Origin of the sequence: Azospirillum sp. B21, assembly GCF_008364825.1 — a bacterium.
GTDB lineage: Bacteria > Pseudomonadota > Alphaproteobacteria > Azospirillales > Azospirillaceae > Azospirillum.
Window position 1 is genome coordinate 490,021 of record NZ_VTTO01000001.1, and the last position, 24,119, is coordinate 514,139.

Annotated in this window: 18 protein-coding genes; 10 read left to right on the top strand and 8 right to left on the bottom strand. The window is 66.3% G+C overall.

The window, feature by feature from the left end:
- Positions 1-287: 287 nt before the first annotated feature.
- Complete coding sequence (locus FZ983_RS02345; RefSeq protein ID WP_188092229.1) at positions 288-1,943, top strand: DUF262 domain-containing protein; 1,656 nt, start codon at positions 288-290, stop codon at positions 1,941-1,943.
- 111 nt (positions 1,944-2,054) lie between these two features.
- Here the strand turns inward: FZ983_RS02345 and FZ983_RS02350 are convergent, their stop codons facing one another.
- Positions 2,055-2,666: an NAD(P)-dependent oxidoreductase gene (locus FZ983_RS02350; protein ID WP_149222003.1), complete on the bottom strand. Its 612-nt coding sequence runs from the start codon at positions 2,664-2,666 to the stop codon at positions 2,055-2,057.
- 132 nt (positions 2,667-2,798) lie between these two features.
- Between FZ983_RS02350 and FZ983_RS02355 the strand changes: the two genes are divergently transcribed.
- Positions 2,799-3,206, top strand: coding sequence for a helix-turn-helix domain-containing protein (locus FZ983_RS02355; protein ID WP_149222004.1), 408 nt, complete (start codon positions 2,799-2,801; stop codon positions 3,204-3,206).
- Here FZ983_RS02355 and FZ983_RS02360 read toward each other — a convergent pair.
- Positions 3,203-4,888, bottom strand: coding sequence for an alpha-amylase family protein (locus FZ983_RS02360; RefSeq protein WP_149222005.1), 1,686 nt, complete (start codon positions 4,886-4,888; stop codon positions 3,203-3,205). The genes FZ983_RS02355 and FZ983_RS02360 overlap by 4 nt on opposite strands.
- Positions 4,889-5,243: 355 nt before the next feature.
- Here FZ983_RS02360 and FZ983_RS02365 point away from each other — a divergent pair, with 355 nt between their 5' ends.
- Positions 5,244-5,465: a hypothetical protein gene (locus FZ983_RS02365; protein ID WP_149222006.1), complete on the top strand. Its 222-nt coding sequence runs from the start codon at positions 5,244-5,246 to the stop codon at positions 5,463-5,465.
- A 112-nt stretch (positions 5,466-5,577) separates the two neighbouring features.
- Here the strand turns inward: FZ983_RS02365 and oxlT are convergent, their stop codons facing one another.
- The 3 genes from oxlT to FZ983_RS35165 form a co-directional block, all read right to left on the bottom strand.
- The gene (gene oxlT, locus FZ983_RS02370) at positions 5,578-6,921 is read right to left on the bottom strand and encodes an oxalate/formate MFS antiporter (protein WP_149222007.1); all 1,344 of its coding nucleotides are present in this window, start codon (positions 6,919-6,921) and stop codon (positions 5,578-5,580) included.
- Between the two features lie 661 nt (positions 6,922-7,582).
- Positions 7,583-8,143: a 16S rRNA (guanine(966)-N(2))-methyltransferase RsmD gene (gene rsmD / locus FZ983_RS02375; RefSeq protein WP_149222008.1), complete on the bottom strand. Its 561-nt coding sequence runs from the start codon at positions 8,141-8,143 to the stop codon at positions 7,583-7,585.
- The gene (locus tag FZ983_RS35165) at positions 8,124-9,545 is read right to left on the bottom strand and encodes a pseudouridine synthase (RefSeq protein WP_149222009.1); all 1,422 of its coding nucleotides are present in this window, start codon (positions 9,543-9,545) and stop codon (positions 8,124-8,126) included. Before FZ983_RS35165 ends, rsmD begins: the two co-directional genes overlap by 20 nt.
- Positions 9,546-9,650: 105 nt before the next feature.
- Between FZ983_RS35165 and FZ983_RS02385 the strand changes: the two genes are divergently transcribed.
- A complete protein-coding gene (locus tag FZ983_RS02385; protein ID WP_149222010.1) occupies positions 9,651-10,103 on the top strand; it encodes a nucleoside deaminase in 453 nt (150 codons plus the stop codon).
- A 238-nt stretch (positions 10,104-10,341) separates the two neighbouring features.
- Positions 10,342-11,847, top strand: coding sequence for a PAS domain-containing protein (locus FZ983_RS02390; RefSeq protein WP_149222011.1), 1,506 nt, complete (start codon positions 10,342-10,344; stop codon positions 11,845-11,847).
- Positions 11,848-11,930: 83 nt separating this feature from the next.
- Here the strand turns inward: FZ983_RS02390 and purD are convergent, their stop codons facing one another.
- A complete protein-coding gene (purD, locus tag FZ983_RS02395) occupies positions 11,931-13,217 on the bottom strand; it encodes a phosphoribosylamine--glycine ligase (protein WP_149222012.1) in 1,287 nt (428 codons plus the stop codon).
- A gap of 73 nt (positions 13,218-13,290) precedes the next feature.
- On the opposite strand from purD, the gene xseA reads away from it, so the two are divergent.
- The 3 genes from xseA (at position 13,291) to tcuB (ending at position 17,542) form a co-directional block, all read left to right on the top strand.
- Positions 13,291-14,907 (top strand): exodeoxyribonuclease VII large subunit, encoded by a 1,617-nt coding sequence (xseA, locus tag FZ983_RS02400; protein ID WP_149222013.1) that lies wholly within the window; start codon positions 13,291-13,293, stop codon positions 14,905-14,907.
- 147 nt (positions 14,908-15,054) lie between these two features.
- On the top strand, positions 15,055-16,422 hold the full coding sequence (gene tcuA / locus FZ983_RS02405) for an FAD-dependent tricarballylate dehydrogenase TcuA (RefSeq protein WP_149222014.1): 1,368 nt from the start codon (positions 15,055-15,057) through the stop codon (positions 16,420-16,422).
- Positions 16,409-17,542, top strand: a complete 1,134-nt coding sequence (tcuB, locus tag FZ983_RS02410) for a tricarballylate utilization 4Fe-4S protein TcuB (RefSeq protein WP_149222015.1) — start codon at positions 16,409-16,411, stop codon at positions 17,540-17,542. Before tcuA ends, tcuB begins: the two co-directional genes overlap by 14 nt.
- Before the next feature lie 30 nt (positions 17,543-17,572).
- Here tcuB and pyrC read toward each other — a convergent pair whose 3' ends face one another.
- Positions 17,573-18,628, bottom strand: a complete 1,056-nt coding sequence (pyrC, locus tag FZ983_RS02415; RefSeq protein ID WP_149222016.1) for a dihydroorotase — start codon at positions 18,626-18,628, stop codon at positions 17,573-17,575.
- 154 nt (positions 18,629-18,782) lie between these two features.
- Positions 18,783-19,361 (bottom strand): hypothetical protein, encoded by a 579-nt coding sequence (locus tag FZ983_RS02420; protein WP_149222017.1) that lies wholly within the window; start codon positions 19,359-19,361, stop codon positions 18,783-18,785.
- A 204-nt stretch (positions 19,362-19,565) separates the two neighbouring features.
- Here FZ983_RS02420 and hisS point away from each other — a divergent pair, with 204 nt between their 5' ends.
- Positions 19,566-20,915 carry a histidine--tRNA ligase gene (gene hisS, locus FZ983_RS02425; RefSeq protein ID WP_149222018.1) on the top strand — a complete coding sequence of 450 codons (1,350 nt, stop codon included), beginning with the start codon at positions 19,566-19,568 and terminating at the stop codon, positions 20,913-20,915.
- A 95-nt stretch (positions 20,916-21,010) separates the two neighbouring features.
- A complete protein-coding gene (locus tag FZ983_RS02430) occupies positions 21,011-24,055 on the top strand; it encodes a transglycosylase domain-containing protein (RefSeq protein ID WP_149222019.1) in 3,045 nt (1,014 codons plus the stop codon).
- Positions 24,056-24,119: the final 64 nt, after the last annotated feature.

Sequence of the window (24,119 nt, forward strand, 5' to 3'; positions counted from 1 at the left end):
TAGCGATATATAAATATATATTTGGTAACTTCTATTGCACAACACCTGAAAACTCACCGCACATTGTTGCATTTTCATGATTAATGACGAAAGACGGAAATCATACCGAACAATTATTTTTGGTTTTACTTAAAAGGAAGAAAAGCTGCACTTCTCATAGCCCTTTCGCATAGCGGCCTGTCGATCACAGAGCTATAGTGAAGGCAGCGCCTTCATTAGTTGATGAAGCACAAGTCAAGCACGACTGAGCATAAGCAGTATTACAAAAATTTCCTAAGGAGATGAAATTGGATATCCAAAGCCCTTCGATTTCTAGCTTAATGGAAGACGTAGTTAATGGGCGCGTTGTCCTTCCAGACTTCCAAAGAGATTTTGTTTGGAAAGTAGAAGACATCAAGGATTTGCTGATATCAGCTTTAGCTGATTATTACGTTGGAACCATGCTCTACATGGATGATTTAGTTGAGACAACAGATTTTGCTATTCGGTTGATATATGGGGTTGAGAGTAGGTTTCCTACCGTAGAGGCACGATCAATAGTAAAACTGTTACTTGACGGTCAGCAAAGATGCTCCGCTATTTTCTACGCGCTCTATGAACCAGATCTTCCTTTGTTTGGGAGAAAAAGCCCCTATCGTTTTGTTCTACACATTCCGAATGCGCTTCTGAAAAAATGGGACGATGCTGTTATCGGGTATGCAGTCACGAACAAACGTGATGCAGCACGTTATTCTGGCGAGGACTACATACATTTTAGAGAGTTCCCCGACGCATCAACACTAATGGCGCGCGTTAACAAAAGCAAATGGGCTGAAAAATTCACTGAGATCTTCAATATTGTAAATAATTTTAATCAATTTAAAATTCAGATGGTCGAGCTTAAGCGTGGCACACCGATAGATAAGGTAGTTGAAATATTTGAAAGAATTAATAGAACTGGCATGCCGCTGAATATTACGGACCTATTAACAGCTCGCCTGATCAGAAAGGATATTAAGTTACGAGATTTGGTTGAGGCGTCTCAAGAGTCATATTTATTTGCGCAGGACGATGTTGGCATACCATCAGAATTCATTCTGAGAACTATATGCCTTATGCAAGGAAAAGAGATAACAAAATCAAACATACTTCACCTCAGTTCAGACACATTTTCAGAAGATTGGAAAGACGCTTGCGAGTGCCTTGATCAAGCTTATCGGATGATTACGTCGACATCAGGAGGGTTTGGAGCAGCTGACTTCAAGAGGTTTGCACCATTCAAAACCATTATAATCCCTCTAGCCGTTATTCTTTGGCACCTAGAGAATGGCACGAGAGGAACAGCTCCTGACTATGCAAAAGTGTCGGAATGGTACTGGGCTTCCGTTTTTGGTAATCGATACAATGAAGCAGTAAATTCTACAACATTCAGTGATTGCACACGCATGCGAGACTGGCTGTCGGAGAGATCACCCGCTCCGGAGTTCATCAGAAAGTTCAACCATCAATCAGTAGACCTATTCGTGACATCTAAATCTAGCGCTACATACAGAGGTATCCTGTGCCAGATTTTGCTATATGGCGCATCTGACTTCAAAAGCGGAAAGCAGGCCACTCACGACCTAACTAAACTTCAAGACGATCACATCTTTCCTCGGGCAGGATTCAACGACAATTCGATTCTAAACCGGACCCTCATCACTTCTAATTCAGAAAAGTCAAATCAACACCCGTCTAAATACTTTGGCGCACTTGAAACAGTGCACGGTAGAGAAGGGTTGCTCGAAATCTTGCGTACACATTTAATGGATGAACAATGCTTGGATTCTCTCCTCGAAAACAATATTGAAATGTTTAAAAGAAGCAGAAGGGCCGTTTTAAGCAATCATATCGCATCACTGGTGCCATCCGCAGATGGAATGCTAAATCAGCAAAAAGAAGAAGAAGCTCAAGAGGAAAGCTAAGCTTTTAAATACTCAGAATCACCTATCAATTACCAAGTTTTTGAGGTCGAGCTCCAGCAGGTGCTTGCCAAACTGGCGCCCCTGCTGTCGCTCCGCCTCTGACGCCTCCCCTCAGTACCCCACCGTGAACCGCTTGCGCTCGTGCTTCGGCGTCTCGATCTCGTCGACCAGCGCCACGGCGAAGTCCTCGTAGGAAATCCAGCTGCGGCCGCTCGCGTCCGCCAGCAGCGCGTCGTCACCCACCCGGAACTTGCCGGTCCGCTCGCCCAGAACGAACTCGGCCGACGGCGACAGGAAGGTCCAATTGAGGTCGGACTCGGCCTTCAGGCGGTCGAGGAACTCGGCGCCCTTGGTGGCTTCGGCGCGGTAGGCCTCGGGGAATTCCGGCAGGTCGAGCACGCGCACGCCCGGCGCTACCTCCAGGCTGCCGGCGCCGCCGACCACCAGATAGCGCGGCGCGCCCGACGCCTTCACCGCGCCGATCAGGCTGTCGGCGTCGCCCATCAGGAACATCACGGCGCTGACCACCGCGTCATGGCCGGCCAGCAGCGGGGCCAGCGTCTCGGCGTCGTTGGCGTCGCCGGTCTTCACCGTCAGGCCGGGGGCGGCGGCGACCTTGGACGGATCGCGGACGATGGCAGTGACGGTGTGGCCGCGGCGGAGCAGTTCGGCCTGGATGCGGCTGCCTGCGCGGCCGGCAGCGCCGATGATGGCGACGTTCATGGCGGGTGTCCTCTCACTAGGTTTCCAATGGTGACTTGATGCCGCTTTGGAAATCTGGTGTAAAGAAGGCACCTTTTCGTTACATGGTCACCTGCGCGTAACCGCGGGCGGCTTTCCGTCGGGGGATGACCCATGCATCACTGCGCAACCGATCAGGATGGCAACGCCTATGCCTCCGGCTGCCCGACGCGGCAGGCGCTCGACCGCATCGCCGACAAATGGACGGTGCTGATCCTGGGATTGCTGGAAGGCGGACCGATGCGCTTCAACCAGCTGCGCCGGGAGATCGAGGGCATCTCGCAGAAGATGCTGTCGCAGACCCTGAAAAGCCTGGAGCGTGACGGGCTGGTCAGCCGCAAGGTGTTCGCCACCGTGCCGGTCACCGTCGAATACGCCATCACCCCGCTGGGGGCCACGCTGGCCGAAACGCTGGTGCCGCTGCGGGTGTGGGCCGAGACCCACATCGCCCAGGTGCTGGAATCGCGCGCCGCCTATGACCGGGACGAGAGCGACGCCCCGGCCCGGCTGGACGTCGCTTAAACCGGTTTGTCCGGCTTTTCCTCCGCCTCCGTCCGCCGCAGCAGGTAGTCCAGCCCGCCGACACGGAACCAGCGATAGCCGTAGGCCTCCAGCACCAGATGGTGGCGGCCCTCGCCGTCGGGCTCGCTGTGGTCCTCCGACAACAGGTTGACCAGCCGGCAGGTCTCGCCGTGGCCCTCAACGTCCAGCACGATCTCGCAGGGCTTGTCCGACAGGTTGTGCAGGACCACCACCCCGTTGTTGCGCCAGTCATAGCGCAGCGCCAGCACCTCCGGCCGGCCGGTCTTCAGGATTTGAAAGTCGCCCCACCCGATCTCGGGGCATTCCTTGCGCATGCGGATGATGCGTTCGGTCCAGTTCAGCATCGATTCGGGGTCGCGGCGCTGCACCGCGGCGTTGACCCGCTCATAGCCGAAGACGCCGCCGGTGATCACCGGGATTTCCGGTTCATCCGACTTGGTGAAGCCGCCATGCGGTTCGTCCGACCATTGCATCGGCGTGCGCGCGCAGTTGCGTTCCGGCAGCGACAGGTCGTCGCCCATGCCGATCTCGTCGCCATAGCGGATGACCGGCGTCCCCGGCAGGGTGAACATCAGGCTGTAGGCCAGCTCGATCCGCCGCCGGTCGTCGTGCAGCATCGGCGCCAGCCGCCGCCGGATGCCGCGGTCGTAGAGCTGCATGCATTTGTCAGGCCCGAAGGCGGTGAAAACGGCCTGACGCTGCTCCTCGGTCAGGCGGCCGAGATCCAGTTCGTCATGGTTGCGCAGGAAGCAGCCCCATTGGGCGGTGGCCGGGCGCGGCTTCGTCACCTTCAGAGCCTTCACCAGCGGCGCGGTGTCGGCGGTGGCCAGCGCATAGAACAGGTTCTGGTTGACCTGGAAATTGAACACCATGTGGCAGCGGTCACCGTCGGCGCCGAAATACTCCAGGTCGTCCTCCGGCAGGATGTTCGCCTCCGCCAGCAGAACGGCATCGCCGCGGCGCCACTGCACGAATTCACGGAAGCTGCGCAGCATGCCGAACTGTTCCCGCGGCTTGGTCACGTCCGCCCCCTTCTCCGCGATGATGAAGGGTACGGCGTCCATGCGGAATCCGGCGACGCCCAGTTGGATCCAGAAACCCATGATCTTCAGCAGCTCGGTATGCACCTCCGGGTTGGCGGTGTTCAGGTCGGGCTGGAATTTGTAGAAGCGGTGGAAGTACCAGGCCTTCGCCTCGCGGTCATAGGTCCAGGTCGATTTCTGCACGCCGGGAAAGACCATGCCGGTGTCGGCATTCGCCGGCTTCTTGTCCGACCAGACATACCAGTCGCGATACTTGCTGTTCGGATCGCTGCGGGCCGCCTTGAACCAGGGATGCTCGTCGGAGGTATGGTTGATCACCAGATCGATGATCACCCGGATGCCGCGCTGCTCGCAGGCATGGGTGAACTCCACGAAGTCGCCCAGCGTGCCGTATCGCGGATCAACCGTGTAGTAGTCGGCGACGTCATAGCCGTCGTCCTTCATCGGCGAGGTCTGGAACGGCCCCAGCCAAATGCAGGTCACGCCCAGCCCGTGCAGATAGTCCAGCCGGCGCAGCAGCCCCTGGAAATCGCCGATGCCGTCGCCGCTGGCGTCCATGAAGGTCGACAGCGACAGATTGTAGATCACCGCATTCTTGTACCAGAGGTCCCCGATCATGGCCGTTCCGTCCCGCCTCGTGCCGGTGGCGATCGCCGTCCCGATCCGGGATCGACAGGCGGGCAACAGCGGCAAGGCCACTTTGGTTGCGGGGCAATGTTGCGGAAGGGACTGACCATTTGGGGCGGTAGCACTGCGGCAAAGTTGCAGGTCAGGCATCCGGTATCTGGTATGCAAAACTTTTTGCGAAGGTATGCCAGTTTGCTTATGTTGCGTTACAGCATGGCCCTGGCTTGGCCGTTGGACGCCATCGTCCGCGACCGATGCTTTTCGGCGTCATGCGCTGTTGTCCCTTGTCGAACCCCCCTACCTTGGCCCTCCCCTAGCCCCTCCCTTACGATAAGGATGCCCCGCCATGATCGAGACCCAGGCCCTTCTGTTCCTCGCGCTGACCGGCATGATCGGCCACGCCGTCTACATGGCTGCCAGCGGCTGGGGCGGCTTCACCGTGATCGAGCCGGAGAAGGAGGAGACCGAGGAGGAGACCATCCTGTTCACCTCCGACCGCTTCCAGCAAACGCCCCAGAAGAAGCCCGGGACCGAAAAGGGCGAGGATCGTCCCTTCTGGCTTGAATGACGGACGGGCCGGGATCGCTCGTCGCGTCCCCGGCCCGTCGCCTGTCTTTTTCTTCTCCTAAGTCGACCCCTCAGGCCGATCCCTTACGCTTGTGCTCCTGGCCTTCGGCCCTTCAGCCGTTGGCGGTACCCGCTGCCGCCCCGACCGGGACCGTGCGGGCGGCTGCGCTCTGCTCCTCCCGACGTGCCAGTTCTTCGTTGCGGGCATGGTGGCGGGCCAACATCGGCTTGAGGACCAGCAGCGCACAGGCCGCGGCGGTGAGGTCCATGGTGGCGGTGACGTACAGCACGGTCGCCCAGGTGCCGGTGGCTTCCATCAGCAGGTTGCCCAGCGGGACCAGCAGGGCGGCGACACCCTTGGCGCAGTAGAGGACGCCGTAGATCTTGCCGGCATGCTTGGTGCCGAAGGTGTCGGCCGAGGTGGCGCTGAACAGGCTGTACACTTCACCCCAGGCCAGGAAGACCATGCCGCTGAGGATCAGGAACATCATCGGGTCGTGGCCGAACTTGCTGAGCATGATGATGCCCAGGCCTTCCAGGGTGAAGGCGACGAACATGGTCGCCTCACGGCCGATGTGATCCGAGATGAAGCCGAACAGCGGACGGGAGATGCCGTTCATCACGCGGTCCAGCATCAGGGCGAAGGGCAGAGCCGCCATGGTGATGCCGAGGACACTGACCGGCGCTTCCTTCACGCCCAGATCGTGGGCGATGACGCCCAGCTGGGCCACAGCCATCAGGCCGCCGGTGACGGTGCCGATGAACATCGCCCACATCACCCAGAACACCGGGGTGCGGATGGCTTCGCCCAGCGTGTAGTCGCGGCGGGTCTGGGCGACCTTGGTGGAGGCCTTGACGTGCTCCTTCTGCGGCATGCGCAGGAAGAAGGCGGCGGCGATGATGATCGCGCCCTGCAGCAGGCCGAACCAGAAGAAGGTGGTCTGATAGCCGCTGCTGTGGATCATCGCGGAAATCGGCAGGATGGTGAGAGCAGAGCCGGCGCCATAGCCGCCCGCCGTCAGGCCGACCGCCAGACCGCGCTTTTCCGGGAACCACTTCAGCGCGTTGTTGACGCAGGTCGCATAGACGCAGCCGACGCCGATGCCGCCGATGGCCGAGCCGACATACAACATGCTGAGCGAGCCGGCATAGCTGTCGATGACCCAGGACAGGCCGGTGAAGAAGCCGCCGGCGCCGACGATCACGCGGGGGCCGTACTTGTCGATGAAGTAGCCCTCGATCGGCGTCAGCCAGGTCTGCACGACGACGAAGATGGTGAAGGCGGTCTGGATCGAAGCGCGCGTCCAGCCGTGGGTCGCCTGGATTTCCGGGACGAACAGCGTCCAGGCGTACTGGATGTTGGCCGCAGCCACCATGCAAACGATGCCGACGACGATCTGCATCCAGCGGACTGTATCGGATACCGGCGCCTTTGCCGCCGCCGGTTGTGAATTCATATGAGCCATCGTGCCTCCCAATGATCTTGCCTGAGCCGGTGGTACGGCCCCTCTCCCGGGGACCGGCACACCAATCACGATTGCGGAATGACCCGGACGGACCGCTCTTGCTGACGGTTCCATTCCGGAACTCGGCGCGGATGCCGACAATCGCTCGGAGTTCGATTGTCCCGGTTTTGGCATGCCAGATATGTAATCTGGTATGCCAAAACCGGGGACAGAAAGACCCGGACGAACGGTCCGACGCCGTATGCACACGTACTGTCCAAGTAAAACTTACGCCTTGTGCCGCTCAGAATGTCCGGTCCACATCGGTTCTTGTGTCCGATCACTCAGTGCGACGCACATCCTGTAAAAAGAAGCCGTGCCGGTACCTGCACGGCCCCCTCGAACGAGGGTGTGCAGTCTTAGGAGATAGATAGATGCCGCCGTTTCCATAGAGGAACCGCATCGGCGACACATAATCTTTTACTCGGATTGTTTTGGAACTCAACAGTCCATTCGGGCTTTCCGTATGATGGAAAAACACCGGGAACCGCCTTGGATTGCGCGGCGTTCGCCCGACCCGGCCATCGGCCGCGGGCGCGAAAAATGAAACTCAGGCTTGGGGAAGGCGAGGCGGGCAGCCGGGCGGGAAAAGAAAAAGCCGCCCTGGCGGAGGTCAGGCCGCGCGGCGGACCGTCAGGAAAGCGACGCGGGTATCGCCGTAGCGGCGCTCATCGACGGCGATGAAGGCGTCGGACAGAGGCAGGGGATCACGGTCGGCCACCTCGACCACGGCAAGAGCGCCGTCGGCCAGCCAGCCGGCCTTCAACAACCCGTCCAGCGCACGCGGCGCCAGATCCTGGCCATAGGGCGGATCGAGGAAGGCCAGCATGCAGGACCGCGGGGCCGGCGGCGGCTTGGTTGCGTCGGCGCGCAGGATCCATGCATTGTCGGTCTCGCGCAGGGCATCGACATTGGCGCGCACGGCGTCCAGCGCCGGCCGGCCCATGTCGAGGAAACCGCACCAGGCGGCCCCGCGCGACAGGGCCTCCAGCCCCAGCGCACCGGTTCCGCAAAAGGCATCGACGACCGCGGCGCCCTCGAACTCGGGCGCCCAGTCGGCATGGGCCAGGATGTTGAAGATGGCTTGCCGGGTGCGGTCGGTGGTGGGGCGGGTGTCACGCCCGCCCGGCGCCACCAGACTGCGGCCGCGGTGCTTACCGCCGACGATCCGCACGCGGGCGCTCCGTCCGTCCGCCGGCACCGCCGCCCGACCTGTCGCCGGCGCCGCCGGCCTTCGGTCCACCCTTTGGCGCCGGACCGGCGCCCTTCGGACCCGCGGATCTGGAGCCAGCCTGTTTCGGACCGGCAAACTTGGCATCCCTCGGCTTGTCGTCCCGGGGCTTCGAGTCCCTGGGCTTCGCATCCCGGGACCTTGCGCTCTCGGAACGGGCGCTCTCGGAACGGGCGCCCTCGAAACGCGGGCCGTCCGACTTCGTGCCACCGGCCTTGAACCCGCCGGACTTCGGCACCCGCGGACCGCCCGCACCGGCAGGCTTGGCGGCGTCGCGGCCTTCGGGCTTGCCGGGACGGCCGGCTTTGGCCGCCGTCCCACCCAGCGACAGCGTGCCGCGCGGCGAGGTCCCGCGCCTGGCCGGCTTGGCCTCTTCGGTGCGGGCGGCTTCGGCCTCGTGCCGCTTGGTGGCGGAGCGCGGCGCGCGCTTCGGCGCAGCCTTGGCATCCGTCTTCGGATCGGCCTTCCCGGCCGTGCGTGCGCCGGCCGCCGTCTTCGCCGGAGCGGCCTTCCCCGCCGCGTCGGCTCTCGCCTTGGCGCGCTGCTTGGTGCCGGACTCGGAGGGCTCCGCCCCTTCGGGGGTGCCGAAGAAGGGTGCGATCTGTTCGCGGACGACGCGCTTCGGCACCTCCTCGACGGCGCCCTCCTCCAGCTTGCCGAGCTGGAAGGGACCGTAGGCGACGCGGATCAGCCGGTTCACCTGGAGCCCGAGCGACTCCATCACCTTGCGGATCTCGCGGTTCTTACCTTCCTTCAGGCTGACCGTCAGCCAGGCGTTGCGGCCCTGGACGCGGTCAAGCACGGCCTCGATCGGGCCGTACTTCACGCCTTCGATGGTCGGGCCCTTCTCAAGCGCGGCCAGCTGCCTCTCGTCCACCTCGCCGAAGACGCGCACGCGATAGCGGCGGGTCCAGCCGGTGGCCGGCAGTTCCAGGAAACGGGCCAGTTCGCCATCGTTGGTCAGCAGAAGCAGGCCTTCGGTCGTCAGGTCGAGACGGCCGATGGAGACCACGCGCGGCAGGTCGGCCGGCAGCCGGTCGAAGACGGTCTCGCGTCCCTTCTCGTCGCGGGCGGTGGTGACCAGCCCCGACGGCTTGTGGTAGCGCCACAGGCGGGCGGGTTCCGGCTCCGGAATGACCTTGCCGTCGACCTGGACGACATCGCCGGGATGCACCACGCAGGCAGGACTGTCGAGCACGCGGCTGTTGACCGCGACGCGGCCCTCGGCGATCCAGCGTTCGGCGTCGCGGCGCGAGCAGAGCCCGGCGCGCGCCAGTCGCTTGGCGATGCGTTCACCGCCATTGGTGGCGGAATCGGATTTCTTGGCTTTATCGGAGCGGTCCATGGCCGGACCATAGGGCCTGGACGCGCCGCCCGCAACACGAGTCCGGCGCCCGGACACCGGAATCCGGTTGACGTGCCCGGCGGGCGGTTGGCACCCTGCCCGGCCATGCCGTCTTCCAGCTATATGGACCTCGCCTTCGCCGCCGCCGAGGCCGCCGCCGCGCGCGGGGAGGTGCCGGTCGGCGCCGTCGTCGTCGATCCCGCGACGGGCGCCGTCCTCGCCACCGCCGGCAACCGGACGGAGGAGCTGTGCGACCCGTCGGCCCATGCCGAACTGCTGGCGATCCGCGAAGCCTGCGCACGGCGCGGCCAGCCCCGCCTGCCCGGCTGCGACCTGTACGTGACGCTGGAGCCCTGCGCGCTGTGCGCCGCGGCGATCAGCTTCGCCCGAATCCGGCGGGTCTATTACGGCGCCTACGATCCGAAGGGCGGCGCGGTGGATCACGGCCCGCGCTTCTTCACTCAATCAACCTGCCACCACGCGCCGGAGGTCTACAGCGGTATCGGCGAGACGCGGGCGGGCGCGCTGCTGCGGGACTTCTTCAGGCAGCGGCGGTAAGCGGTCACCAGGATTCGACGGGTGCGACGCGCATTATTGTTATCGAAGCCCGGCAATAGAATTGCTCCCAATCAACTTCGCACGCCCAAATCCACGTCGCAAGAAAGCCGGGCGAACTTCTTCCGGCCTCAGCAACCGGCGCCGCTGTTCGTGTAAAAACGATATATTCTGTTAAGTGTTTGTTTAGCGAATATATGCGCATGATGGGTTAACCGCTTCCAGCCATCAGGAGTTACGAATGTTGTCGTTCCGCAAGCCGCAGGACAATCAGGCGGCCGAAGAGTTGGCCCTGCTGGGCCGCCATGCGGGCGTCGGGCTGTGGGATGCGGTGATCCACAAGGGCGATCCGATGCACGCGCAGAGCCAGTGGCACTGGTCGCCGGAATTCCGCCGCCTCGTCGGCTTCGGTCATGACGACAAGGCCGGCTTCCCCGACAAGGTCGGCTCCTGGGCCGACCGGCTGCATCCGGATGATGCCAAGCCGACCTTCGACGCGTTCATGGCCTGCCTGAACGACCGCAGCGGCCGCACCGGCTATGACGTGAACTACCGGCTGAAGGTGAAGGACGGCAGCTATCGCTGGTTCCGTGCCATCGGCGGCGTCGCCCGCGACGGCAGCGGCTTGGCCCTGCGCGCCTGCGGCTCGCTGATCGACATCGATGCGGAGCGCCGGGAACTGGAGCGCGCCAAGCTGCTCGACCGCCATGCCGGCGTCGGGCTGTGGGACGCGATCTTCCACAACGGCGATCCGATGCATGCGCAGAGCCGCTGGCACTGGTCGCCGGAGTTCCGCCGTCTCGCCGGTTTCGACCGTGACGACACCATCGGCTTCCCCGACGGCGTCAATTCCTGGGCCGACCGGTTGCACCCCGACGATGCCAAGGGGACCTTCGACGCCTTCATGGCCTGCCTGAACGACCGCAGCGGCCGCACCGGCTACGACGTCGATTACCGCCTGAAGCTGAAGGACGGCAGCTATCGCTGGTTCCGCGCCATTGGCGGCGTCGCCCGCGACGGCAACGGTCTGGCGCTGCGCGCCTGCGGGTCGCTGATCGACATCGACGGGCAGAAGAAGGCCGAGCTGCGGCAGGCGGAGATGGACGGCGAACGGCGCCGCAGCGTCACCACCCTTGCCGAAACCCTGGACAGCGAAGTGGGGACCGCCGCCGACCGCGCCACCGCCAACGCGCAGACCGTCGCCGCCGCGACGGAGGAGTTGTCGGCCTCGATCTCCGACATCAGCACCCGCGCCAACGAGGCGTCCGGCGCCTCGCTGAAGGCTTCGGAGGAGGCGACGCGCACCAACGCCGCGGTCGAGGCGCTCGTCACCTCTGCCGAGCGCATCGGCGCCATCACCAAGCTGATCAACTCCATCGCTTCGCAGACCAACTTGCTGGCCCTCAACGCCACCATCGAAGCCGCCCGCGCCGGCGAGGCGGGCCGCGGCTTCGCCGTCGTGGCGAACGAGGTGAAGTCGCTGGCCCAGCAGAGCGGCAGCGCCGCCGACGACATCGCGGCACAGATCGCCTCGGTCCAGCAGGAGGCCCTGCACGCGGTCGACGCGATCCGCCGCATCGGCTCGATCGTCTCCGACGTTCAGCAGATCTCCACCACCATCGCCGCCGCCGTGTCGCAGCAGGAGTCGGCGACCAAGGAGATCGCCCACAGCGTCACCCGCGTGGTCCGCGACATCGAGGTGGTGTCACAGAACATCGCCACCGCATCGGAACGTCTGCGGGCGTGATACCGGAACGATAAAGGGACACACCGTAACGGAAAAGGGGCGCATCGCTGCGCCCCTTTTCCGTTCGTCAGAACCGAAGAACCTTACCGCCCCACCGCTCGCCAGCCGATGTCGCGGCGGCAGAAGCCGTCCGGCCAGTCCAGCGCATCCACCGCCTTGTAGGCCGCCGCCTGCGCCTCGGCCACAGTCGGCGCCAGCGCGGTCACGCCCAGCACCCGGCCGCCGACCGACAGCACCCGGCCGTCCTCGGCGCGCTTGGTGCCGGCATGGAACACGGTCACGCCGTCCACCGCACTGGCCTTGTCCAGCCCGCGGATCTCGGTGTTCTTGGCGTAGTCGCCGGGATAGCCGTTCGCCGCCATCACCACGCACAGCGCGGTCTGGTCGTGCCAGCGCAGGTCGATGCTGTCCAGCACCCCGTCGGCCGCCGCCACCAGCGCCGCCAGCGCGTCGGACTTCAGCCGCATCATCAGCGTCTGGCATTCCGGATCGCCGAAGCGGACGTTGAACTCCAGCGTCTTCGGCACCGGGCCGTCCGGCGTCTGCATGATCATCAGGCCGGCGAACAGAACGCCCTTGAAGGGCTTGCCTTCCGCCGCCATGCCCTTGACCGTCGGCAGGATGATCTCGCGCATCACGCGGTCCTGCAGGTCGGGCGTCAGCACCGGGGCCGGGGAATAGGCGCCCATGCCGCCGGTGTTGGGGCCGGTGTCGCCGTCGCCGACCGCCTTGTGGTCCTGGGCGGAGGCCAACGGCAGCGCGTTCTCGCCGTCGCACAGCGCGAAGAAGCTGACCTCCTCGCCGTCCAGGAACTCCTCCACCACCACTTCCGCCCCGGCGGCGCCGAAACGGCCACCGACCAGCGCGTCGTCGATGGCCTCGAACGCCTCCTGCTCGGTGCGGGCGACGGTGACGCCCTTGCCGGCGGCCAGACCGTCGGCCTTCACCACGATGGGGGCGCCATGCTTGCGGACATAGGCCTTGGCGGCTTCCGGATCCTTGAAGCGCTCGTAGAAGGCGGTGGGCACCCCGTATTTCGCCAGGATGTCCTTCATGAAGCCCTTGGAGCCCTCAAGCTCCGCCGCCGCCGCGCTCGGCCCGAAGGCCTTGACGCCCAGCGCGGTCAGCCGGTCGACCAGCCCCAGCACCAGCGGGCCTTCCGGTCCGACGACGACGAAGTCGATGGCGTTGTCCTGGACGAAGCGCACCAGCCCATCCACGTCTTCCGATCCGATGGGGACCAGCGTGGCGACGTCGGCGATGCCGGCATTGCCCGGCGCGCAATAGAGCGCGTCGCACAGCGGCGAATTGGAAATGGCCCAGCAGAGCGCATGCTCACGACCGCCCGATCCGACGACGAGGACTTTCATGGGGTGGCGCTCCTTCCGCCTTGTTGCGAACTGCGCGCCTTGTATCATGGCGGCGCCCCAACTCAAGAGCGCCATGACGTCCGAAAACGCACCCCTGATCGCCCCGGAACCGCGCCCCGGCTCCAACCTTCCGGAATTCACCGTCGGCGACCTCGCCCGCCGGCTGAAGCGCAGCATCGAGGAGGAATTCGGCTTCGTCCGCGTCCGCGGCGAGATCAGCCAGCCGAAGAAGCACAGTTCCGGCCACTGCTACATGCGTCTCAAGGACGACACCGCGGTGATCGAGGCGGTGTGCTGGCGCGGTACCATGGCGAAGCTGGCGGTGCGGCCGGAGGAAGGGCTGGAGGTCATCGTCACCGGGCGGATGACCACCTACCCCGGCCGCTCGCAATACCAGCTGATCGTCGAGTCGATGGAACTGGCCGGCGAGGGCGCGCTGCTGAAGATGCTGGAGGAGCGCAAGCGCCGGCTGACGGCGGAGGGGCTGTTCGACCCCGCCCGCAAGAAGCGCATCCCCTTCCTGCCCGACGTGATCGGCGTCGTTACCTCCCCCACCGGGGCGGTCATCCGCGACATCCTGCACCGGCTGAACGACCGCTTCCCCCGCCATGTCCTGCTGTGGCCGGTCGCCGTCCAGGGCGAGCGCGCGGCGGCCGAGGTGACGGCGGCGATCGAGGGCTTCAACCGCATCCAGCCGGGGGGGCACATTCCGCGCCCCGACCTGATCATCGTCGCGCGCGGCGGCGGCTCGCTGGAGGACCTGATGGCCTTCAACGAGGAGAATGTCGTCCGCGCGGCGGCGGCCAGTGCCATCCCGCTGATCTCCGCCGTCGGGCACGAGACCGACACCACCCTGATCGACTTCGCGTCGGACCTGCGCGCCCCCACCCCGACCGCCGCCGCCGAGATGGCGGTGCCGGTGCGCGGCGAGCTGCTGGCCCAGATCCTGGACGACGAACGCCGCCTGCTGGCCTGCGCGTCGCGCGCGGTGGAGGACCGCCGCAACCGGGTGGAGGGGCTGGCCCGCGGCCTCGGCGATCCCCGCGCCCTGCTGGAAGGCCACGCCCAGCGGCTGGACGACCGCGCCGAGCGCCTGAACCTCGCCGCCTCCGCCCTGCTGGAACGCCGCCGCACCCGCGTCGGCGAGCTGGCTGCCAAGCTGCGCCACCCGCGCGAGAAGCTGGCCCAGGCCGGGCAGAAGCTGGCGTCGGAGAGCCGGGCGCTCGACTCAGGCTTGCGCCATGCCCTGACCACCGCCGGCGGGCGGTTCGACCGGGTCGCCGGCCGGCTGTCGCTGACCCCGGCACGGGTAAAGCTGGATGAGGGCACCCGCCGCGTCGCCGACCTGACGCCGCGCCTCGACCGCAGCTATGCCAAGGGCGTCGCCGACAAGGCGGCCAAGCTGGCGTCGCTGGGGCAACTGCTGGAGAGCTACAGCTACAAGGGCGTGCTCGCCCGCGGCTTCGCCCTGGTCGAGGATCGTGACGGCCGTCCCGTCACCCGCGCCGATCAGGCGACGCCGGGTCTGGCGGTCAACATCGTCTTCGCCGATGACGCCAAAGTTGCAGCAACCATCGACGGCGGCGCGCCCAAGGCGGAGGCGAAGCCAGAGGTCAAGGCTGAGCCCGCTCCGAAGCCGGAGAAGAAGGCCAAGCCGCGGGTTGCTCCGGTGCAGGGCACGCTGTTCTGACGGCATCGCCCCGCCTGCCGCTGCCATCTGTCGCAGGGCGTCGGAGGTGGCGCCCCTTCCCAGGCGGCATTCGCCGGGACTAAAGCCATCGGCTTCACAGGCCCGCTCCGGACACCCCGGAGCGAGCCGCCCTCCGATGGCCGATTCATGACCTCTGCCCCGCGCGATTGCGACGTCCTGGTGATCGGGGGCGGGAACGCAGGGCTCTGCGCCGCCATTTCCGCCCGCCGGTCCGGCGCCGCCGTCACCCTGCTGGAGAGTGCGCCCAAGGCGTTGCGCGGCGGGAACGCCCGCCATTCCCGCAATTTCCGCGTCATGCATGACGGTCCGACGCCCTGGCTGCAGGGCCGTTACCCGGCACAGGATTACTGGTCCGACCTGGAAGCGGTGACGGACGGTGCGGCCGACGAAGGGCTGGCGCGCCTGCTGATCGCCGAGTCCGCCGGGATCGTCGACTGGATGGGCGGGAACGGCGTGCGGTTCCAGAGCGGTGCCGACGACGCCCTGCCCTACTCCCGCAAGACCGCATTCTTCCTCGGCGGCGGCAAGGCGCTGGTGAATGCGCTCTACGCCACCGCCGAAGCGCTGGGCATCACCATCCATTACGACAGCGAGGCCTGCGCGCTTCATGCCAAGGACGGGCTGCCCTCCGTCACCGTCCGCCATCCCAAGGCGATGCGGGTGATCCGGACCCGCGCGGTGGTCGTCGCCTCCGGCGGATTCCAGGCCGACCGCGGCTGGCTGCGCGACCGGTGGGGCGACGTGGCCGACCGCTTCGTGATCCGCGGCACGCCCCATGCGACCGGCGCCATGCTGAAGGCTTTGCTGGAGGACGGAGCCCAGCCGGTGGGCACAGCCGGCCACTGCCACATGGTCGCGGTGGACAGCCGCTCGCCCGGCTTCGACGCCGGCATCGTCACGCGGCTGGACGGAATCGCCCATGGCATCGTGGTGGACCGCGACGGGCGCCGCTTCGCCGACGAGGGCTCCCACACCGGGCCGACGCGTTTCTCGGCCTGGGGGGATCGCGTGGCGCGCTGCCCGGGCGCCGTGGCCTTCTCGATCTTCGACTCGGCCATTGAGACGCGCTTCCGTCCCTCCATCTTCCCGGCGGTCCGCGCGGACGGCATCGGCGAACTGGCGGTTCAGTTGGGCATCGACCCGGCAGCGCTGGAGGCCACGGTGACAGGCTTCAACGCCGCCATCGGCGGCGACGGCTCTGCCATGGCCATCCAGCCGCCGAAGACGCGGCTGGCCACACCGATCCGGGTCCCGCCCTTCGGCGCCTACCCGATGCGGGCCGGCGTCACCTCCACCTGCCTCGGCGTGCGGGTCGATGGACAGGCGCGGGTCCTACGGGAGGATGGTCGGGCCATGGAGGGCGTCTTCGCGGCGGGCGTCATAATGGCGCCTAACATCCTCGGCCGCGGCTATCTGGCGGGGAGCGCCATGTCCATCGGCGCGGTGTTCGGACGCATCGCCGGCCGGGAGGCCGCAGCCTATGCCCTGCACTGACGACAGCCCCGAGCGGATCGCGGCGGAGGCGCGGCGGGCGCTGGAGATCTGCAACGCCTGCCAATACTGCAACGGCTATTGCGCCCTGTTCCGGGCGCTGAAGTCGCGGCGGCAGGTCGGGAGGGCAGACATGCTCTTCCTGGCGAATCTCTGCCACAGCTGCCGGTCCTGCTATCACGCCTGCCAGTACGCCCCGCCGCACGCCTTCGCCGTCAACCTGCCGAAGAGCCTCAGTTTGGTCCGGCAGGATTCCTACCGCGACCATGCCTGGCCGCCGGTCCTGCGCGGACGCCTGCGCTATTCAGGGCGAGCGGTCGTCGTCGCCGCCCTGCTGGCGGTCGCGGGCCTCTCGCTGGCCGCCTTCCTCGCGGTTCCGCCGGAGACACTGTTCGGGCAGCATGCCGGCCCCGGCGCCTTCTACCGGGTGGTGCCGTGGGAGATCATGGCCGGATTGGCCGGGATCGCGATGCTGTGGTCGCTGCTGGCCATCGGCTTCAGCGTCGCCGCCTTCTGGCGCAGCATGGGGCCGGCACCTGCCAATGTGCCGCTGCTGCCGGTATTGCGGGAGACACTGCGCGACGCCGCCACCCTGCGCAATCTCGGCGGCGGCGGAGCGGGATGCGACGGACGTGATGGCGGGCTGTCCCAGGCGCGGCGGCGCTGCCACCATGCGCTGTTCTACGGCGTGGCGCTCTGCTTCACCGCGACCGGCGTCGCCACGCTGTACGACCATCTGCTGGGCTGGCAGGCGCCCTATCCGCTTTTCAGCCTGCCGGTCCTGCTGGGCAGCCTGGGTGGCGCCGGAATGATTGCCGGGACCACCGGGCTTGCCCTGCTGAAGCGCCGGGCCGATCCCGGACCGGTGGCGGCGAGTGTCACCGGTGCCGACTACGCGCTGCTGGTGCTGCTGTTCCTGACGGCGGCCAGCGGCTTCGCCCTGCTGGGCTTGCGCGATACGGCGGCGATGGGACCGGCGCTGCTGGTCCATCTCGGCATCGTGCTCGGCCTGTTCGCGACGCTGCCCTACGGCAAGTTCCTGCACGCGCCGTTCCGGGTCGCCGCCCTGCTGCGGGCGGCGATGGAACGGCAGGCCGAAGCCCGCGACCGGCCCCGCGCCTGACGGACAGGGCGGGACCGCCGCGGGCTTGCCTCAGACCGTACCGGCGAAGCTCCAGCGCAGGGTCTCGCCGCTGCGGAAGGGCAGCACGGCGTCGCCCTCGCTGACCAGGATCAGGTCGGGGGCGACCGACGGGCGGCGCTCCAGCGCCACGCGCTCCTCGCTGACCGGCATGTTGTAGAAACGCGGGCCGTTCAGGCTGGCGAAGGCCTCCAGCTTGTCCAGCGCCCCGGCCTCGTCGAAGGCCTCGGCATAAAGCTCCAGCGCATTGGCAGCGGTGAAGCAGCCGGCGCAGCCGCAGGCGGCCTCCTTGGCGGTCACGGTGTGCGGTGCGGTGTCGGTGCCGAGGAAGAACGGTCCCTCGCCGGAGATCGCCGCCTCGACCAGGGCCACGCGGTGCGTCTCGCGCTTGGCGATCGGCAGGCAGTACAGGTGCGGACGGATGCCGCCCTGGAAGATATGGCTGCGGTTGATCAGCAGATGGTGCGCGGTGATGGTGGCGCCGATCCGGCCGCTTGAGGCATGCGCCCGCACGAACTGCACCGCGTCCGCCGTCGTCACATGTTCCAGAACCACGCGCAGGGTCGGGTGCCGCTCCAGCAGCGGGGCGAGGATGGTATCGATGAACACCGCCTCGCGGTCGAAGATGTCGACCGACTGGTCGGTCACCTCGCCATGGATCAGCAGCGGCATGCCGATTTCCGCCATCCGCTCCAGCACCGGGGCGATGCGGGCGATGTCGGTGACGCCATGGGCGCTGTTGGTGGTGGCGTTGGCCGGATAGAGCTTGGCGGCGGCGAACACGCCGTCCTTGAATCCCTGCGCCAGATCGGCGGCGTCGGTGCCGTCGGTCAGATAGGCGGTCATCAGCGGGGTGAAGGCGACGCCGTCCGGCAGCGCCGCCAGGATGCGCTCGCGGTAGGCGACGGCATCGGCTGCCGTCGCCACCGGCGGCTTCAGGTTCGGCATCACGATGGCGCGGCCGAACTGGCGGGCGGTGAAGGGCAGAACCGCCTTCAGCATGGCGCCGTCGCGCAGGTGGACATGCCAGTCGTCGGGACGGCGGATGACAAGGCGGTCGTTGGGCATGGCGGAAGTCCCGGCACTGGTGTCGAGGGGGCGGTGAAGGATTGGACGACGTTCTATCGCCATCGCCGCCGCATCTCAACAGAGGCGGTTCCCGGGGGAGCGGTCCCCACCCGCCGGCCGGCGTTGGCGGGTGGGGAGCCGTCCTGCAGAGGCGTTACTGGATGTTGGTCGAGGTCTTCACCCCCAGGATGCCATCGATCTTCGCGGCCTGCTCGGCGGTCACCGGCTTGCCGCCGATGGAGGCGAGCTGCTGCCGCGCCTCGGCCACCGCCTTGTCGCGGGCGGCGGTGTCCTTCAGCGCATGGGCGGCCAGCATCTGCTCGTGATACTTGCCGAGCTGGACCGACAACTGGTCGGAGGGCTTGGCGCCCAGCTCCTTGGCGACGGCGTCGGCCTGGGCCTTGGTCACCTCGGCCTTCGGGGTGGCCGCGACCTGCTCATGCTTGGTCTTGCCGGCGTCGGCCTTGGTCGCGTCGGTCTTGGTATTTTCGCTCTTGGTGGCCTCGCTCTTGGTGGCCTCGCTCTTGGTGACGCCCTTCTGCTCGGCCTTCGCAGCCGGCGCAGGGGTCGTCGTCGTGGAGTCGGTCGTCGCGGCGGGAGCGGGCGCGGCCGGAGCGGCCGGGACGACCGTTGCGGCACCCGCGCTCAGCACGGGGGCTGTCGCCATCAGGGCGACGAACGCAAAGGTCGAAACGGACGAACGGATACGCGACCCAAAGACGGTGCCGGACATTTGGTTTCTCCATTTCGGTGAGCGATCCGCGCTGCGGGATCGTGCTTAGATGAACGCGGCCCCGCTGCCGTTCATTCCACGCCCTTCCGAAAAATTTTCGTGTCCTCCGAAAAATTTCCCCCGCGTTTCCGGGCGCAGGTGACGGGGCCGGCGAAAGGGGCTAGAAAACGCACGCTTTTCCTATCCAAGCGCGGACCTTCTCCGATGAGCCTGATCACGCCCCGCACCCCGCCCGGAACGATGGAGCTGCTGCCGCGCCAGCAGGTGGCCTTCCAGCGCATGCTGGACACCATCCGCCGCGGCTATGAGCGGTTCGGCTTCGTCCCCGTCGAAACCCCGGTGTTCGAGACGGTGGACACGCTGCTGACCAAGTCGGGTGGCGAGACGGAGAAGCAGGTCTATTTCGTCCAGTCGACCGGCGCCATCCAGCAGGGCAACAAGCCGGAGCTGGCGCTGCGCTTCGACCTGACGGTGCCGCTCGCCCGCTATGTGGCGGAGCATGAACGCGACCTCGCCTTCCCCTTCCGCCGCTACCAGATCCAGCGGGTCTATCGCGGCGAGCGGGCGCAGCGCGGGCGCTTCCGCGAATTCTACCAGTGCGACATCGACGTGATCGGCAAGGACAGCCTGTCCGCCCATTACGACGCCGAAATCCCGGCGGTCATCCACCATGTCTTCACCGAGCTGAACTTCGGCGGCTTCACCATCAACGTGAACAACCGCAAGATCCTGCTGGGCCTGCTCGACGGTCTGGGCGTCGCCCACGCCGACACCCGCGTGCTGGTGCTGCGCGAGATCGACAAGCTGGACAAGATCGGCCGCGACAAGGTGCGCGACAGCCTGCTCGGCCTCGGCGTGACGGAGCATGCCGCCGACACCATCCTGTCGCTGATCGACATGAAGGGCACCAACGCCGAGACTCTGGCGGCGCTCGGCGCGCTCGACATCGAGAACGCCATCTTCCGCGAGGGCGTCGGCGAGCTGACCACCGTCATCGAGGGGCTGAACGCCTTCCAGGTGCCGGAGGGCACGGTCCGCATCAACCTCGCCATCGCGCGCGGTCTGGATTACTACACCGGCACCGTCTACGAGACCTTCCTGAACGACCATCCCGGCATCGGTTCGGTCTGCTCGGGCGGGCGCTACGAGAATCTCGCCAGCCATTATACCAAATCGAAGCTGCCGGGCGTCGGCATCTCCATCGGCGCCACCCGGCTGTTCTACCAGTTGATGGAAGCCGGCCTGATCAAGGACGCCGCCCCCACCGCCCAGGTGCTGGTGACGCAGATGGACCCCGCCCTGTCCGCCGATTATTTCCGCATGGCGAGCGAGCTGCGCGCCGCCGGCATCAACACGGAAATCCAGCTGGACGGCGGCAAGATCGCCAAGCAGATGAAATACGCCGACCGCGCCGGCATTCCCGTCGTCCTGCTGATGGGCTCCGACGAGAAGGCCCGCGGCACCGCGACCCTGAAGCATCTGGTCAAGGGCGAACAGGTCGAGGTCCCGCTGGCCGAGCTGGCCGCGCGCGCAAAGGCGTTGCTGGAGGGGTAAGAGGCACCACTTTAAACCCCCGTTAACCATGAATCCCCTACCGTTCCGGCCTACACCGATCATGTGGGTCGGGCGACAGGGGACACGCATCCGGTATGGCAAAGGCGTGGGTGCAGGCGGGGCGCTGGGCGCGGCGGGCGGTGATCGGGGTCGCCTTGACGACCACCGTGGCCGCGGCCGGCTATGCCGGCTGGCGCGAGATGGAAACGTCGCGGCTCCAGGCGCGGCTGCTGTCCGGCGTCGCCCAGTCGATGACCGTGTCCTTGCGCGAAGGCCCCAATCCGGCAGCGCGCCATCCCGCCCACGGCCCCTATAACGAACGCCTCGGCTACACCGCCCTGCCCGGCTATCTCGACACGCTGACCCGCGACATCTACGCGGTGGAGCAGCAGGCGGTGCTGTCCCCGGCGCTCGACCGCTTCATGGCCGGCGGCGGCTTTCCGATCTACCGGGAAAAGACCCAGGCCGGCCTGACCCTGCTCGACCGCAACGGCGTGCCGATGTACGCCGCGCGCTTCCCCGAGCGGGTATTCGAGGGCTTCGAGGATGTGCCGGCGCTGGTCGCCGACACCCTGCTGTTCATCGAGAACCGCGAGCTTCTGAACGAGGACGAGCCGCGCCGCAACCCGGCGGTGGAATGGGACCGCTTCGGCGCCGCCGTGGCGATGCTGCCGCTCCAGATGATCCGGCCGGGCCAGCGCTCCCCCGGCGGATCGACGCTCGCCACCCAGATCGAGAAGTACCGCCATTCGCCGGACGGCCAGACCACCGGCAGCGTGGAGAAGCTGCGCCAGATGGCGTCGGCCAGCGTCCGCGCCTATCGCGACGGCGAGGACACCACCGAGGCGCGGCGGCGCGTCCTGGTCGACTACCTGAACTCCACCCCGCTGACAGCGCGGCAGGGCTTCGGCGAGGTGAACGGGCTGGGCGACGGGCTGTGGGCCTGGTTCGGCACCGACCTGTCGATCGCCAAGCGCGTGCTGGCCGAGCCCGCTGCCGAGCCGCGCGCCCTGCGTCTGAAGGCGCTGGCCTACAAGCAGGTTCTGGCGCTGCTGCTGGCCCAGCGGCGGCCGTCCTATTACCTGATCCAAGACCGCGTGGCGCTCGACCGTCTGGCCGACGCCCATCTGCGGGCGCTGGCCCAGGCCGGCGTCATCGACCCGGCGCTGCGCGACGCCGCGCTCGCCATCCGGCTGGCCTTCCGCGAGGAAGCGCCGTCGCCCCCCGCCACCTCCTTCATCGAACAGAAGGCGACCAACGCCGTCCGCGCCCGACTTCTCGGCATGCTGGGGGTGCAGAGCCTCTATCAGCTCGACCGGCTCGACCTGACGGCGCAATCGACACTGGATGCGGAAACCCAGGCCCGCGTGGTCGAGGTGCTTGGCAAGCTGAACGAGCCCGAATACGCCCGCACGCTGGGGCTGACCGGCGAGCGGCTGCTGGACGCCCGCAACAACGACCTGTCCAAGCTGGTCTATTCGATCACCTTGTACGAGCGCGGCCCCGAGGCCAATTACCTGCGCGTCCAGGCCGACAACCTCGACCAGCCGCTGGACATCAACGAAGGCGCCAAGCTCGACCTCGGCTCCACCGCCAAGCTGCGCACGCTGGTGACATATCTGCAGATCGTGGCGGAGCTGCACAGCCGCTACGCCCATCTGCCCAAGGAATTCCTGGCCGACGTGCAGGACGAGGCGTCGGACAACCTGACGCGCTGGGCGGCCTCCTGGCTGACGACCGCGCCCAACCGGCGCCTGCCGGCCATGCTGGATGCGGCGATGGAGCGCCGCTATTCCGCCAGCCCGGGCGAGGTGTTCTTCACCGGCGGCGGCCAGCACAGCTTCGTCAACTTCAACAAGGACGACAACGGCCGCATCCTGACCATACAGGAAGCCTTGCGCAGCAGCGTCAACCTGCCCTTCATCCGGCTGATGCGCGACATCGTCCAGTTTTACATGGACGAGGGGGCCGACGACGGCGCCGAGATCCTGCGCACGCCCGATCACCCCGCCCGTCAGGCCTATCTGGCCCGCTTCGCCGACCGCGAGGGGTCGGACTTCCTCAACCGCTTCTACAACGACTACCGCAAGCGCACGCCGGACGAGGCGCTGGCCCGGCTGGCGACCCGCTCGCGGCCGGTGCCCTACCGGCTGGCGGTGGTCTTCCGCACCGTGCGGCCCAAGGCCGGGCTTGCCGAGTTTTCCGCCTTCCTGCGCGCCCGGCTGCCGGACAAGGCGCTGTCCGATGGCGAGCTGTCGGCGCTCTACGCCAAATACGGGCCGGACCGCTTTCCGCTGAACGACCTCGGCTATCTCGCCCGCGTCCATCCGCTGGAGCTGTGGCTGGTCGCCCATCTCCAGAACAATCCGAACGCGACGCGGGCCGAGATCCTGGCCGCCAGCGCCGACCAGCGCCAGGAAAGCTACCGCTGGCTGTTCAAGAAGGGCATGGCCGCCCAGAACACCCGCATCCGCATCGGGCTGGAGGAGGAGGCGTTCAAGCGCATCACCGCCCAGTGGCGCAGCGTCGGCTATCCCTTCGACACGCTGGTGCCGTCGCTGGCGACCTCCATCGGCAGTTCGGCCGACCGCCCGGCGGCGCTGGCGGAGCTGATGGGGCTGATCCTGAACGACGGGGTGCGCCAGCCCACCGTGCGCATCCGCTCGCTGCATTTCGCCGCCGGCACGCCTTACGAGACGAAGCTGGGGCTGGGGCCGCTGAAGGGCGAGCGCGTGCTGCATCCGGAGGTCTGCGCCACCCTGCGCCGCGCCCTGATGGACGTGGCGCAGAACGGCACCGCCAAGCGGGTCTGGGGCTCCTTCAAGGATCCCTCCGGCGCCGCGATCCCGATGGGCGGCAAGACCGGCACCGGCGACCACCGGCTTGAACGCTGGGGTCCGGGCGGCGTGCTGCTGGAATCGAAGGCGGTGGCCCGCACCGCCACCTTCGTCTTCTACATCGGCGACCGTTTCTTCGGCACCATGACCGCCTTCGTCCAGGGGCCGGAGGCCGACGACTACCGGTTCACCAGCGCCCTGCCCGCCCAGCTGCTGAAAAGCCTCGCCCCGGCGCTGCAGCCGCTGGTCGACCACGACTCCACCCGCACCGCCGACACGCGGCCGGCCCCAGCCGGTCTTTAAGCGCCGCGACAACCGCCGCCCCCTCCTGTTGAGGCTGTCGATACAGCGCAAGCCGGAGGGCAGA

Coding starts and splice junctions, on each gene's coding strand:
- FZ983_RS02350 (WP_149222003.1), bottom strand. CDS start 2,666: ATGAACGTCGCCATCATCGGCGCTGCCGGCCGCGCAGGCAGCCGCATC.
- FZ983_RS02355 (WP_149222004.1), top strand. CDS start 2,799: ATGCATCACTGCGCAACCGATCAGGATGGCAACGCCTATGCCTCCGGC.
- FZ983_RS02360 (WP_149222005.1), bottom strand. CDS start 4,888: ATGATCGGGGACCTCTGGTACAAGAATGCGGTGATCTACAATCTGTCG.
- FZ983_RS02365 (WP_149222006.1), top strand. CDS start 5,244: ATGATCGAGACCCAGGCCCTTCTGTTCCTCGCGCTGACCGGCATGATC.
- oxlT (WP_149222007.1), bottom strand. CDS start 6,921: ATGAATTCACAACCGGCGGCGGCAAAGGCGCCGGTATCCGATACAGTC.
- FZ983_RS35165 (WP_149222009.1), bottom strand. CDS start 9,545: ATGGACCGCTCCGATAAAGCCAAGAAATCCGATTCCGCCACCAATGGC.
- FZ983_RS02385 (WP_149222010.1), top strand. CDS start 9,651: ATGCCGTCTTCCAGCTATATGGACCTCGCCTTCGCCGCCGCCGAGGCC.
- FZ983_RS02390 (WP_149222011.1), top strand. CDS start 10,342: ATGTTGTCGTTCCGCAAGCCGCAGGACAATCAGGCGGCCGAAGAGTTG.
- purD (WP_149222012.1), bottom strand. CDS start 13,217: ATGAAAGTCCTCGTCGTCGGATCGGGCGGTCGTGAGCATGCGCTCTGC.
- xseA (WP_149222013.1), top strand. CDS start 13,291: ATGACGTCCGAAAACGCACCCCTGATCGCCCCGGAACCGCGCCCCGGC.
- tcuA (WP_149222014.1), top strand. CDS start 15,055: ATGACCTCTGCCCCGCGCGATTGCGACGTCCTGGTGATCGGGGGCGGG.
- tcuB (WP_149222015.1), top strand. CDS start 16,409: ATGCCCTGCACTGACGACAGCCCCGAGCGGATCGCGGCGGAGGCGCGG.
- pyrC (WP_149222016.1), bottom strand. CDS start 18,628: ATGCCCAACGACCGCCTTGTCATCCGCCGTCCCGACGACTGGCATGTC.
- FZ983_RS02420 (WP_149222017.1), bottom strand. CDS start 19,361: ATGTCCGGCACCGTCTTTGGGTCGCGTATCCGTTCGTCCGTTTCGACC.
- hisS (WP_149222018.1), top strand. CDS start 19,566: ATGAGCCTGATCACGCCCCGCACCCCGCCCGGAACGATGGAGCTGCTG.
- FZ983_RS02430 (WP_149222019.1), top strand. CDS start 21,011: ATGGCAAAGGCGTGGGTGCAGGCGGGGCGCTGGGCGCGGCGGGCGGTG.